This window comes from Streptomyces sp. NPDC014894 (genome assembly GCF_043080985.1).
In the GTDB taxonomy this organism is placed as follows: Bacteria; Actinomycetota; Actinomycetes; order Streptomycetales; family Streptomycetaceae; genus Streptomyces.
This window is the reverse complement of the sequence record NZ_JBIBWD010000004.1, coordinates 277,391-290,042: the sequence shown is the minus strand read 5'-3', so window position 1 is coordinate 290,042 and position 12,652 is coordinate 277,391. Positions and strand designations below refer to the sequence as shown.

9 protein-coding genes are annotated in these 12,652 nt (G+C 73.6%); 3 read left to right on the top strand and 6 right to left on the bottom strand.

The annotated features are described in order from the left end of the window. The first annotated feature begins 488 nt into the window (after positions 1–488). Together abc-f and ACF089_RS12240 are read left to right on the top strand one after the other, a co-directional pair. Positions 489–2,114 carry a ribosomal protection-like ABC-F family protein gene (abc-f, locus tag ACF089_RS12245; protein ID WP_392025263.1) on the top strand — a complete coding sequence of 542 codons (1,626 nt, stop codon included), beginning with the start codon at positions 489–491 and terminating at the stop codon, positions 2,112–2,114. Positions 2,115–2,179: 65 nt separating this feature from the next. Then, the gene (locus ACF089_RS12240) at positions 2,180–3,853 is read left to right on the top strand and encodes a hypothetical protein (protein WP_392025261.1); all 1,674 of its coding nucleotides are present in this window, start codon (positions 2,180–2,182) and stop codon (positions 3,851–3,853) included. Between the two features lie 157 nt (positions 3,854–4,010). Here the strand turns inward: ACF089_RS12240 and ACF089_RS12235 are convergent, their stop codons facing one another. Both ACF089_RS12235 and ACF089_RS12230 read right to left on the bottom strand, forming a co-directional pair. Continuing rightward, complete coding sequence (locus ACF089_RS12235; protein WP_392025259.1) at positions 4,011–5,069, bottom strand: NAD(P)-dependent alcohol dehydrogenase; 1,059 nt, start codon at positions 5,067–5,069, stop codon at positions 4,011–4,013. A 298-nt stretch (positions 5,070–5,367) separates the two neighbouring features. Further along, positions 5,368–6,642, bottom strand: coding sequence for an Ig-like domain-containing protein (locus tag ACF089_RS12230; protein WP_392025257.1), 1,275 nt, complete (start codon positions 6,640–6,642; stop codon positions 5,368–5,370). A gap of 263 nt (positions 6,643–6,905) precedes the next feature. On the opposite strand from ACF089_RS12230, the gene ACF089_RS12225 reads away from it, so the two are divergent. Continuing rightward, positions 6,906–7,178 carry an LAETG motif-containing sortase-dependent surface protein gene (locus ACF089_RS12225; protein WP_392025255.1) on the top strand — a complete coding sequence of 91 codons (273 nt, stop codon included), beginning with the start codon at positions 6,906–6,908 and terminating at the stop codon, positions 7,176–7,178. A gap of 167 nt (positions 7,179–7,345) precedes the next feature. Here the strand turns inward: ACF089_RS12225 and hutH are convergent, their stop codons facing one another. The 4 genes from hutH to ACF089_RS12205 all read right to left on the bottom strand — a co-directional run bounded on the left by hutH (position 7,346) and on the right by ACF089_RS12205 (position 12,469). After that, entirely contained in the window at positions 7,346–8,890 is a 1,545-nt protein-coding gene (gene hutH / locus ACF089_RS12220; RefSeq protein ID WP_392025722.1) for a histidine ammonia-lyase, read from the bottom strand. A gap of 111 nt (positions 8,891–9,001) precedes the next feature. Then, on the bottom strand, positions 9,002–10,309 hold the full coding sequence (locus tag ACF089_RS12215; RefSeq protein ID WP_392025253.1) for a diguanylate cyclase domain-containing protein: 1,308 nt from the start codon (positions 10,307–10,309) through the stop codon (positions 9,002–9,004). A gap of 53 nt (positions 10,310–10,362) precedes the next feature. Continuing rightward, positions 10,363–11,295: an enoyl-CoA hydratase/isomerase family protein gene (locus tag ACF089_RS12210; protein WP_392025251.1), complete on the bottom strand. Its 933-nt coding sequence runs from the start codon at positions 11,293–11,295 to the stop codon at positions 10,363–10,365. An 82-nt stretch (positions 11,296–11,377) separates the two neighbouring features. Then, positions 11,378–12,469 carry an adenylate/guanylate cyclase domain-containing protein gene (locus ACF089_RS12205; RefSeq protein ID WP_392025249.1) on the bottom strand — a complete coding sequence of 364 codons (1,092 nt, stop codon included), beginning with the start codon at positions 12,467–12,469 and terminating at the stop codon, positions 11,378–11,380. Between the last annotated feature and the right edge of the window lie 183 nt (positions 12,470–12,652).

Below are 12,652 nucleotides of genomic sequence, written 5' to 3'. Positions count from 1 at the left end.
GCGCCGCGGACGGCGTCCGTCGCGCCCGGCCGCCCCGTGCGGCAACCGACGACCGTGCGGAGTTCGTACCCGTACAGAGCCGATGTCCGTACAGAGCCCACGAACGTACGGCGGGGTACGGCCCCGGCGCCGGGCACGGGCCTCGCACAAGCACAGAGGCACAAGCACGGGCACAGGCACAGGCACAGGCACAGGCCCAGAGGCACAGAGGCACAGGCAGCGTACGGAACAGAGCCGGCGGAAATTGCCGAGCCGCCCCCGAACCCGCTCGTTAGACTGGCCCCATGGGTGCACACAAGCCGTACTTCTTCATCTGATCCCGCGCGGACGCGGCGTCTGAGCACGCCCCCGCGACGGGCCTCCCGCCGTGACCATCGGGTCGCGGCGCCCGTTCGGCGTCCCCACTTTCCCCGGTTCCACGGATCCGTACCCACTTCGCCGTAAGCCGCCCCGCGGCCGCATCGGCATGTCACCCCAGGGAAAGAACCATGCGCGAACGCGCCCAATTGACCATGAAGGACGTCTCCAAGGCGTACGGCGCCCGTCCCGTCCTCGACCGGATCACCCTCACCGTCCGGCCCGGCGAACGCGCCGCGGTGATCGGGGAGAACGGCTCCGGCAAGTCCACCCTGCTGCGGCTGATGGCGGGGGCCGAGGCCCCCGACACCGGCGAGATCACCGTCGGCGCCCCCGGCGGCGCCGGGCATCTCGCGCAGACCCTGGCCGAGACCTTCGGGGTCGGGCCCGAGCACACCGTGGGCGACACCGTCGACACCGCGCTCGCCGAGGTCCGGACGATCGAGCGGCGGCTGCGCGAGACGGAGAAGCTGCTCGAAACGGACCCCGAGGGGCCGCTCGCGGAGTACGGGGAGCTGCTCACCGCCTTCGAGGAGCGCGGCGGCTACGAGGCCGACGCCCGGGTGGACGCGGCCCTGCACGGCCTCGGCCTCGGCGGTCTCGGCCGGGACCGCCCGCTCGGCACGCTCTCCGGCGGGGAGCGCTCCCGGCTGGCGCTGGCGTGCGTGCTGGCGGCGGGCTCCGAGCTGCTGCTGCTGGACGAGCCGACGAACCATCTGGACCGGGCGGCGGTCCGCTGGCTGGAGGAGCGGCTGCGCGCCCACCGGGGCACGGTCGTCGCCGTCACCCACGACCGGGCCTTCCTGGAGCGGATCGCGACCACCGTCCTGGAGGTCGACCGCGACACCCGTGCGGTGCGCCGCTACGGCGACGGCTGGGAGGGCTACCGCACCGCGAAGGCCGCCGCCCGCCGCCGCTGGGAGCAGGACCATCAGGAGTGGCTGGACGAGATCTTCGCGGCGGAGGCCCTCGTCGCGGCGGCCGGGCAGCGGCTGGCGACGAGCGGCCGCGATCCGGGCGAGGGCTTCGGCAAGCACCGGCGGTCGCACGAGACGAAGCTGTCCGGGCGGATCGCGGCGGCCCGGCGGCGGCTCGATCTTCTGTGGCGGGAGTCGGTGCCCGCGCCTCCGGAGCCGCTGCGCTTCCGGGCCCGGCCGGTCTCCGCGGGCCACGAGGGGCTGGTGGCGCGGCTGGCGGACGTCGCCGTCGGCGACCGGCTGCGGATGGAGGGGCTGCGGGTGGAGTCGGGGCAGCGGCTGCTGGTCACCGGGCCCAACGGCGCGGGGAAGACGACCCTGCTGCGGGTGCTCGCCGGTGAGCTGCGCCCCGACCGGGGCACGGTGCACCGCCCGCCGGGGGTGCGGGTCGGCTATCTGCCGCAGGAGCTGCCCGCGGCCGCGTCGCCCGCGCCGCTGCTCAGCGCGTACGCGGCGGGCCGCCCCGGTCCGCCCGAGGAGTACGAGGACGAGCTGCTCGGCCTCGGGCTGTTCCGCGAGGAGGACCTCGGGGTGGCGGTGGCGGCGCTGTCGGTGGGCCAGCGGCGGCGGCTGGAGCTGGCCCGGCTGCTGCGGTCGCCCGTGGATCTGCTCGTACTGGACGAGCCGACCAACCATGTGGCGCTGAGTCTGGTGGAGGAGCTGGAGGAGGCGCTCGCCGCGTACTCGGGGGCGGTGGTCGTGGTCTCGCACGACCGGCGGTTCCGGAGCGGCTTCGGCGGGGAGCGCCTGGAGTTGCGCGCCGGGCGCGCGGTGGCGTGAGCCGGCCCCTTCGCGGGTCCGAACGGGCCTGCGAAGGGGCGCTCGCCCGCGATTAGGGTTGGGGGGTGGGGAACAGCGAACAGCGGACCGAGACGATGACCGCGCCGGCGGAGACAGCCGGGGCGACGGCGACGGCGACGGCGACAGCGGGGACTGCGGGGACGGCCGGGCGGGACGCGCCGGCGGCCTCCTGGTGGCGCGTCCCGCTCGTGGTGACGGCCGTGGTGGCTCCGCTGTACGCCGTGTGGGCGATCTGGCTGGCCACCGGCGGGGGCGATCTGGCGGCGCAGTTCGCCTGGACCGAGTTCGTGGAGTCGCATCCGGACTCGGCGTACAACCTCTCCTGGTACGGGGGTATGCACACGGTCAACTACAGCGTGCTGGCTCCTCCGCTGATGGCCGCGTTCGGTGTGCGGGCGGTCTCGGTCGCCGCCGGTCTGCTGGGGTCGTGGGCGCTGGCGGCGCTGGTCGTGCGCACCGGGGTGCGCCGGCCGCTGTGGCCCGCGCTGCTGGGGGCGCTGGCCGTGTGGTGCAACATCGCGTCCGGGCGGACGACCTTCGCGCTGGGGCTGGCCGTCGGGCTGGTCGCGCTGCTGCTGGTGCGCCGCCCCGCCGCGGCGGGTGTGGGCGCGGCGCTGGCGACGCTGGCGAGCCCGGTCGCGGGTCTCTTCCTGGTCGTGGTGGGCGCGGCGTATCTGCCGACCCGGCGGTGGGGCCGGGCGGCGGCGCTGCTGGTCCCGCCGGCGCTGGTGGTGGGCGCGACGACGGTGCTCTTCCCCTTCGACGGGGAGATGCCGATGCCGTCGGGGAAGCTGTGGATGCCGCTGCTGGCCTGCGCGACGGTGGTGATCGCCGCGCCGGCCGGATGGCGGACCGTGCGGTACGGGGCCGGGGTGTACGGGATCGGGGTCGTGCTCACGTATGTGATCCCCACGCCGATCGGGACGAATGTGGAGCGGCTGGTGGGGCTGGCGGGTCCGCCGGTGCTGCTGGCGGCGCTGATGGCGACGGGCGCGGCATGGCGTCCCGCGCGGGTGGCGCTGACCCGGTTCGCGCTGGCGGCGGTGCTGGTCGTGAACGTCCTCTGGGTGATCGACAAGACCGATGACGACCTGGGCGTCTCGACCGGCGTCCCGTCGTGGGCGCGGGAGACCGACGGGGTGCTGCGGGAGCTGGAGCGGCTGGGCGCGGACCGTACCCGGGTCGAGGTCGTCCCGGCCCGTAACCACCGGGAGGCGACCCTGATCGCCCCGCACGTGCATCTGGCGCGGGGCTGGAACCGCCAGCTGGACGTGGAGCGCGGGCGGCTGTTCTACGACGGTTCGCTGAGCGAGGCGACCTACCGGCAGTGGCTGGACCGCTGGGCGGTCGGGTTCGTGGTGCTGCCGCACGGCCGGATCGACGGTCCGGCGCTGGGCGAGGCGGAGATCGTGCGCGGCGAGCCCGAGTGGCTGGAGCGGGTGTGGGCGGACGACGGCTGGACGATCTACCGGGTGGCGGACGCGGTGCCGCTGGTGTCGTCGCCGGGCACGGTGGTGCGCGGCGACGCGGGCGAGCTGGTGGTGCGGATGGAGTCGGCGGGGTCGGTGACGGTACGGGTGGCGTACTCGCCGTGGCTGCGGGCCGAGGGGGCGTGTCTGCGCCAGGAGGGCGAGGCGACCCGGCTGACGGTGGAGCGGGCCGGGGAGTACCGGATCGACTCGCGGTACCGGCTGCCGTGGTCGGACGGCGACTGCTGACGGGAGGCGGGGAGTCGGGGCCGGGGAGTCGGGGCCGGACGACCGTCGGCGCGCGGCCGCCCGGCGGCCCGGGTGGTCCGGGGGCCGGGCGGTCGCGGCTCGGGGCTCGCGGCTCGCGGCTCGCGGCTCGCGGCTCGCGGCTGCTTGAGCCGGGCGGTCAGATGGTGGAGGCGTCGATCACGAAGCGGTAGCGCACATCGCTGGACAGGACCCGCTCGTACGCCGCGTTGATCCCGTCCGCGCCGATCACCTCGATCTCCGCGCCCAGGCCGTGCTCGGCGCAGAAGTCCAGCATCTCCTGGGTCTCCCGGATGCCGCCGATGTTCGAGCCGATGAGGGCCTTGCCGCCGCCGATGAGGGAGAGCAGATTGAGCGAGACGGGGGCCTCCGGCGCGCCGACGTTCACCAGTGCGCCGTTCGCGCTGAGCATGCCGAGGTAGTCGTCGAGCGGCAGCGGCACGGAGACGGTGGAGACGATGAGGTCGAAGGTCCCGGCCAGCTTCTCGAAGGTCTCCGGGTCGTCGGTGGCGTAGTAGTGGTCGGCGCCGAGCCGCAGCCCGTCGTCCTTCTTGCGGAGCGACTGGCTGAGCACGGTCACCTCGGCCCCCATCGCGTGGGCGATCTTCACGCCCATGTGGCCGAGGCCGCCGAGACCGACGACGGCGACCTTCTTGCCGGGTCCCGCCTGCCGGGCGGCGAGCGGCGAGTAGAGGGTGATGCCCGCGCACAGCAGGGGCGCGGCGGTGTCGAGCGGGAGCCCGTCCGGGATCCTCAGGGTGAAGGCCTGGTCCACGACGATGTGCGTGGAGTAGCCGCCGAGGGTGGGCTCGCCGTTCTTGTCGAGCGCGTTGTACGTGGCGATGCTGCCGCGTACGCAGAACTGCTCGTTCCCGGCCCGGCAGTGGTCGCACTCCCGGCAGGAGTCGACCATGCAGCCCACGCCGGCCCGGTCGCCGACGGCGAACCGGGTGACGCCGGGGCCGACCTCGGTGACGACGCCGGTGATCTCATGGCCCGGCACCATCGGGAAGATGCCCTCGCCCCAGCCCTCACGGATCTGGTGGATGTCGGAGTGGCAGATCCCGGAGTACTTGATCTCTATGCGGACGTCGTGCTCGCCCACCGGGCGGCGGGCGATGGCGGTGCGCTCCAGCGGGGCCCCGGGGGTGGGGGCGGCGTAGGCGGGTACGGTCGCGGCGGCGGGTGTGGTGGTCATGGGGCACCAGTGTGGTCATCGGATCCGCATCGGGCCAATCCACGACCGTCCCGGCGGACTTGTCAGGCGGGTGAGGGCGGGTGACGGCGGGGGACGGCCGGCGTTTCCCGCCCTCGGCGGCCGGGTCGCCCGGCCGGCGGTCGGGAACCTGTCCGGCCCGTGACGGCGGGTCGGGGAAACGGGAAGGCGGCGCCCCCGGCAGGGGGACGCCGCCTTCGGCCGTACGCGGCGGAGGAGGTCAGGGGCCGGACCTCGGACCTCGGAGCCTCGGGCCCATGGGCCTCAGAAGCTCAGAGGCTCAGACCGCCGAGCCCGCCTTCCACTTGTCCCAGTCCATGTTCCAGCCGTTGAGGCCGTTGTCCGGGGCGATCGTCTTGTCCTTGGAGTTCTTCACGATCACCACATCGCCGAGCAGCGAGTTGTTGAAGAACCAGGCGCCGGCCTTGTTGGCGTCGCCCGCGCCCTGGACGTCCTCCAGGCCGACACAGCCGTGGCTGGTGTTGGCCTTGCCGAAGATGCCCTTGCCCCAGTAGTTGCCGTGGATGAAGGTGCCGGAGGTGGAGAGCCGCATCGCGTGCGGGACGTCCTTGATGTCGTACTCGCCCTTGCCGTCGGAGTCCGTGAAGCCGACGGTGGCACCGTTCATCCGGGTCTCCTTGAACTTCTCGGAGATCACCATCTCACCGTTGTAGGTGGGGGTGCTGGGCGCGCCCGCGGAGATCGGGATGGACCGGACCGTCTTGCCGTCCTGGGTGACGGTCATGGTCTTGGTGGCGGCGTCGACGGTGGAGACCTGATTGCGGCCGATCTTGAACTTGACCGTCTTCTGCTGGACGCCGACCACGCCGGGGGACGCCTCGACGCCGTCGAGGGCGAGCTTCAGCGAGACGGTCGAGCCTTCCTTCCAGTACTGGTCGGGGCGGAAGTCCAGCCGCTGGGAGTTGAACCAGTGACCGACGACCTCCTGGCCGCCGGTGGTGGAGACGGTGATGCCCTTCTGGACGTCCTTGCGGTTGGTGATCGGCTTGTTGAAGTTGATCGACACGGGCATGCCGACGCCGACGGTGGAGCCGTCCTCGGGGGTGAAGTTGCCGATGAAGCTGTTGTCCGGCGAGACCGTGGTGAAGGAGGAGTTCTCGTGGGCGGTCAGGCCGCCGGAGTCCTTGGCGGTGACGGAGAGCTTGTACGCGGTGGAGCGCTCCAGCGCGGTGTCGGGCTGCCAGCTCTTCCGGTCGGCGGCGAGCGTGCCCTTGACGGCGGCGCCGGCGGCGGTGGTCAGCTTGACCTCGGTGAGCGTGCCCTCGCTGACGGTGACCTTCGCGGCGTTGTTGATGCTCGCGTTGGTGACGCCGTTCTTGGGGGTGATGGCTATTCGGGCGTCCGAGACCTTCTTGGCCGCCGCTTCGTCCACCTGGGCCTGCGTCTTCTTGCCGCTCTGGCTGTCCCCGCCGTTCTTGTCCCCGCCACCGTCCCCGCCGCCGCAGGCCGACAGCACCAGCACACCGCTGAGCGCCGCTGACGCGGCCATGAGGGCCCTGCGCCGCTTGCTGTCCGTCATCACACGCTTCTCCATCGTCGCCGATTTCCCCTGGACCGAACACTCAGTTCAACACCCATATCGGGCTTCCCGGTTCCTTCGCCCGAACGGATGTGGGGAACGCCACTCCCCTGGGCCCTACACCGGAGCAACCCTGATGGGCAACCATCTTCCATGGGGCGCTCCACGCGTTCGCGACCGGGGCCCCGACAGCCGTCCTGACTTTCCTTTGACGTGCTCCTATCACTAGCATCTGCGCATCCGGCCAACTCCAGCACGCCTCGAGGGAGATCGTGCCCGTGTCCGTCGCACGCCGACCGCTTCTGACCGCCACCGCCGCGGGAACCCTGCTCTGCGCCCTCTGGTTCGTCCCGTCCGCCAACGCCTCCGCCGATCCGGGCGCCGCGGAGAGACAGCGGACCGGCGCGGACACCACGTCACAACAGCTTCAACTGGCCGAAACCGGCGGCTTCGACAGCACTCCGTACCTGATCGGCGGCACCGCGTTCCTCGGTGTCGGGATCGGCTTCGTGACCTACGCGGTGCGCCGGCGCGAGAATCTCGGGCTGTGACACTCCGCGGATGAGGGGGCCGGTCCCGCGCGGGACCGGCCCTTCGCCGTGCGATACGAGCCCCCTTGCCGTGCGGTACGGGACCCTTCACCATGCGGTACGGGCCCCTTCGCCGTGCGGTACGGGACCCTTCACCATGCGGTACGGCCCGCCGGGGCTCCCAGGGTTCAGCCCAGCGGACCGGTGACCGGCTCGACGGCCTCGATGAGCCGCCCCTCGCGGACGAACGCGGCGGCGGCCTCCAGGTCGGGAGCGAGGAAACGATCCGGCCCGGGCCCCTGAACACCGGCCGCGCGCAGGGCGTCGACGGCGGCCCGGGAGGCGGGCGCCGGGGTCAGCCCGTGGCGCAGCTCGATCGCCCGGGCGGCCGCGTACAGCTCGACGGCGACGATCCGGGCGAGCGCGTCGACGGCGGTGCGCAGTTTGCGGGCGGCCGACCAGCCCATCGACACATGGTCCTCCTGCATCGCGGAGGAGGGGATGGAGTCGACGGAGGCCGGGACGGCGAGCCGCTTCATCTCGCTGACCAGGGCGGCCTGGGTGTACTGAGCGATCATCAGACCCGAGTCGACACCGGGGTCGTCGGCGAGGAAGGGCGGCAGCCCGTGGCTACGGTTCTTGTCGAGGAGCCGGTCGGTTCGGCGTTCGGCGATGGAGCCGAGGTCGGCGGCGGCGATGGCGAGGAAGTCGAGGACGTACGCGACGGGCGCGCCGTGGAAGTTGCCGTTGGACTCGACCCGGCCCTCGCCGGGGAGGACGACCGGATTGTCGACGGCGGCGGCCAGTTCGCGCTCGGCGACCAGCCGGGCGTGGGCGAGGGTGTCGCGGCCCGCTCCGGCGACCTGCGGGGCGCAGCGCACCGAGTAGGCGTCCTGGACGCGGGGGGCCTCGTCCTGCTGGAAGTGGCCGACGAGTCCGGAGCCCTTGAGGACGGCGCTCATGTTGGCGGCGGAGACGCTCTGTCCGGGGTGGGGCCGGATGGCGTGCAGTTCGGGGGCGAGGACCCGGTCGGTGCCGAGGAGGGCTTCGAGGGTGAGCGCGGCGGTGATGTCGGCGCTGGTGTAGAGCCGCTGGAGGTCCGCGAGGGCCATGAGCAGCATGCCGAGCATGCCGTCGGTGCCGTTGAGGAGGGCGAGGCCCTCCTTCTCGCGGAGTTCGACGGGGGCGATGCCGTGCTCGGCGAGCAGTTCGGCGGCGGGGCGCACCCGGCCGTCGGGTCCCTCGGCGTCGCCCTCGCCCATGAGGGTCAGGGCGCAGTGGGAGAGGGGGGCGAGGTCGCCGGAGCAGCCGAGGGAGCCGTACTCGTGGACGACGGGGGTGATGTCGGCGTTGAGCACCTCGGCCATGGTCTCGGCGACCTCGGGGCGGACGCCGGTGTGTCCGGAGCAGAGGGTCTTGAGCCGCAGGAACATCAGCGCGCGGACGACCTCGCGTTCGACGCGCGGGCCCATGCCGGCGGCGTGCGAGCGGACGATGTTGCGCTGGAGCCGGCCGCGCAGCTCGGGGCCGATGTGGCGGGTGGCGAGCGCGCCGAAGCCGGTGGAGACGCCGTAGACGGGTTCGGGCAGGGCGGCGAGCGCGTCCACGACGGAGCGGGCGTCGGCGAGGGCGGTGCGGGCCGCGGAGGAGAGCTCGACGCGGGCGTTCTCGCGGGCCACGGCGATGACATCGGCTGCGGTGGCGCCGGAGGTCCCCACCACGACGGTATGCATATCCATATTCAGCAGCGTACGGATTGAATTGGCGCATGTCATCAGTGCCGACCGGGGTGAACCCTTACCCGTCGCCCCGCGTCTCTGGCGTATGCCCGGGGCACATACTGCTCAGGACCCGCCCCAGGGCTCCTCGGGGCCGCCCGACGCCGTACCGCCCTCCGCCGGGCCGTCCTTCTCCGGACCGCCCTTCTCCGGACCGCCCTCCGCCGGACCGTCCACCGCCGAGCCGTCCACCGCCGAGCCGTCCTCCGCCGGCGCCCCACGGAAGGCGCGCCGCTCCCGCTCGGGGTGGCGGGGCGGGGTGTCCGCGAGCCGCAGTACGGTGCCGTCGCGGCCCGCGACGACCGGTTCCGGGGAGCGGGCGGCCTTGGCCCGGTACTGGGCCGCGTCCGCGAGCCGGAAGAGCCGGCGGGCGGTGCGCACCTGGCCGATCGGGTCGCCGGTGGAGGCGACCCCGCAGGCCACCCCGTCGCCCAGCTCCAATTCGGCGGCCCGTACGCAGAGTTCTCCGGCGACCCGGACCACCTCGTCGGCGGCGGGACCGACGGAGAGCAGACAGAACTCGTCCCCGCCGAGACGGGCGGCGAGCGCGCCGGGCAGCATCGCCCCGCAGAGCGAGAGGACCGATCCGAAGCGTTCGAGGAGCCGGTCGCCGACGGCGTGGCCATGGGTGTCGTTCACCCGTTTGAGGCCGTTGAGGTCGCAGACGACGAGGCTGACGACGGAGCCGTCGGCGCGGTGGCGCTCCAGGGCCTCGTCGAGTCGCATATCGACGGCGCGGCGGTTGGCGAGGCCGGTGAGAGGGTCGGTGAAGGCGAGTCTGCGGACCTCTTCGAGGCGTTCGGTCTGGGCGATCCCGGAGGCGATGACGGAGGTGAGTACGGTGGCGAAGTCGGCGTCGCCCCGGTCGAAGACCGGCGCGCCGAGCGGCCGGGCGACGTACAGCTCCCCCCAGGCCCTCCCGTGCAGCACGATCGGGGCCACCACACAGCACCCCCGGCGGCGGCGCCGGAGCGCGGCGATCCGCCCCCCGGCGGGCGCGGACGGATGCCGGTAGCCCCGCGGGGGCTCCCCGGGGCCGGCGGCGGGGGCGTCGTCGATCGACTCGACCCAGGCGTCGGGTTCGCCGCCGCCGGCCCACTGCTCGTGGAGGAATTCGGTGATCTCGGGGAAGCGATTGACGGGATAGGTCTCCGACTCGGGGAACTCCTCCTCGCCGGGTGCCCGTTCGCCCGCGTTCACCAGCACCTTGAGACGCCCCAGCTCGCGCTCCCACACGGAGAGCGCGGCGAAGGACCCGCTCAGCGCGGAGCACGCGCCGAGCGCCGCGGCCCGCCAGAACTCGCGCGGGGTCTGCGCCGCCGCCATCGCCTGGGACAGTGCCACCACGGCCCGCAGCCGCCGATCCTCAGCCATCCCCCCACCTTAGGGAGGTTTGAGAGGTTTTGATCAGTTGGCCTGGTCCAGGGTCACTCGCCGGGCCACCGGGGCTTCCGCTTCTCGTTGAAGGCGGCGACCCCCTCGGCCCGGTCCCCGGAGAAGGCGACCGAGCGCCAGGCCGCGTCCTCGACCTCCAGCCCGGCGCGGAGGTCGAGCCCCTGGCCCAGGCGCAGGGCCCGCTTGGCGGCCCGCAGCCCGACGGGCGAGTTCGCAGCGATCCGGGCGGCGAGCGCGAGCGCCTCGGTGCGGGCGTCCCCGGCGAGCAGATCGACGAGCCCCAACTCCCGGGCCTCGGCGGCCTCCACCCGGCGCGCGGTGAAGACCAGCTCGGCGGCGCGGGCCGCGCCGACCCGGCGCGGCAGCAGCTGGGTCCCGCCGCCGCCGGGGATCACCCCGACGGAGACCTCGGGCAGTCCGACCACGGCGGTGGCGTCGGCGACGATCAGATCGCAGGCGAGCGCCAGCTCGAAGCCTCCGCCGAGGGCGTATCCGTGCACGGCGGCGACGGCGGGCATCGGCAGCTCCAGCACGCCGGTGTAGGCGGCCCGGGCGATGGGCCGCTGGCGCACCAGCTCCGCGTCGGTGAGGGAGTTGCGCTCCTTGAGGTCGGCCCCGACGCAGAAGGCGCGGTCGTGGGAGGAGGTGACGACGGTGACGCGGACCCCGGGGTCGGCGGCGAGGGCGGCGCAGGCCGCGGCGAGGGAGCGGGCCATGGCGGTGGAGACGGCGTTCATGGCGGCCGGCCGGTCGAGCACCAGCTCGGCGACGTGGTCGTCGAAGCGGACGAGGACATGCTCGCCGAACCTCCGCTCGGAGCCGGGCGCGAAGCACGCTGCGGAGCCGGAGCCGAGCACGGGCCCGGGCGCGGCCGCGTCGGCGGCGGAGCGGGAAGCGGGACGCCCCTCGGATCCCGACGCCGGGCCTGAGCCGGACGCCGCGGACCGCTGTTCGGAATCGGACATGAGGGCACCCTCCCGGTGAACGACGGTTCACCGGATCATAGGCCCGCTCCCCCGGCGTCCCAAGAGGCCGGCCCCGGGCGGATCAGTGTCTGCGCGACAGCAGCCAGGGCTCCACCACGCCCAGGCCGCGGACCGGCCGCTGCCACATCGGCTGGAGCGCGAAGCGGTACGAGGGCCCGGGCTCGCCCTCCTTCTCGGCGGCGGCCGCGTCCTCGGCCGCCTGCGCCTCCGACTTCGGCGCGTCGCCGGTACGGATCAGCTCCTCCGCGAACGCCCCGTCCACCAGCACGGCGTCCTTCGGCGCTATCGAGGTCAGCCGGCTCGCCAGATTCACGGTGGTGCCGAAGACGTCGCCCATCCGCGTGGTGACCGTCCCGAAGGCGATCCCCACCCGCAGCGCCGGCATGGTCTCGTCATGGGTCATCGCGTCTATCAGCCGGAGCGCGATCTCCGACGCGGTGCCCGCGTCGTCGGCCGCGTACAGCACCTCGTCGCCGAGGGTCTTGATCAGCCGCCCGCCGTGGGCGGCGACCAGATCCGCCGAGGTGGTCTCGAACGCCTCGACCAGCTCGCCCAGCTCCTCCTCCTCCAGCCGCCGGGTCAGCCGGGTGAAGCCGACCAGATCGGCGAAGCCCACCGCGAGCCGCCGGTCGACCATCTCCTCGTCGTCCGCCGCCTGCACCACCCGGCCGGTCGCCGCCGCGAGCTGCCGGCGCCAGACGTAGCGCAGAAACTCCTCCAGCTCCGGCAGGAGCAGCTCGATCAGCGGATAGGTGACCTCGGTACGCGTCATCCCGGGCTCGGGCGGCTCGGTCAGCCCCTCCAGGAAGGAGTCGATCTGCCATTCGGCCAGCCGGGCGGTGGTCTGGCCGGTGGAGCGCGCCACCTGGATCGCCATCGGCTCGCTGAGCAGGCCCGCCTCCACCAGTCCGGCGAGCCGCCGCAGGGCCAGGACGTCCGCCTCGGTGAGCGCCTTCGCCTGGCCGATGTCCGCGAAGCCCATCGCCCGCCAGAAGCGGGAGGCCAGCTCCATGGAGACGCCGGCGGTGCGGGCGGCCTGGAAGGGGGTGTAGCGGCGGTCGGCGCCGAGGATCAGCGCCTCCAGCCGGATGGCGAGGGGGTCGTCGGTCGGCTCGGCGGTGTGGTCGACCGCGTGGTGCGGCGTCGGATGCACGGCCCCCGAGGCGGGGGGAGTCCCGGACCCGGCCCGCCCGGAACCGGCGGCCGAAGCGGACCCGGCAGACCCGGCGGCGCCAGGAGATCCGGCGGACCCGGCGGACCCGGCCGATCCGCCCGCGGCGCCGGACGACGACGGTGCTCCCGAAGCGGACCCGGAAGCGGCGCCGGACCCGGATCC

Excerpts from the sequence above, each read along its gene's own strand:
- ACF089_RS12210 (WP_392025251.1), bottom strand. The coding sequence starts at position 11,295 with ATGTCCGATTCCGAACAGCGGTCCGCGGCGTCCGGCTCAGGCCCGGCG.
- ACF089_RS12230 (WP_392025257.1), bottom strand. The coding sequence starts at position 6,642 with ATGGAGAAGCGTGTGATGACGGACAGCAAGCGGCGCAGGGCCCTCATG.
- ACF089_RS12215 (WP_392025253.1), bottom strand. The coding sequence starts at position 10,309 with ATGGCTGAGGATCGGCGGCTGCGGGCCGTGGTGGCACTGTCCCAGGCG.
- hutH (WP_392025722.1), bottom strand. The coding sequence starts at position 8,890 with ATGCATACCGTCGTGGTGGGGACCTCCGGCGCCACCGCAGCCGATGTC.
- abc-f (WP_392025263.1), top strand. The coding sequence starts at position 489 with ATGCGCGAACGCGCCCAATTGACCATGAAGGACGTCTCCAAGGCGTAC.
- ACF089_RS12235 (WP_392025259.1), bottom strand. The coding sequence starts at position 5,069 with ATGACCACCACACCCGCCGCCGCGACCGTACCCGCCTACGCCGCCCCC.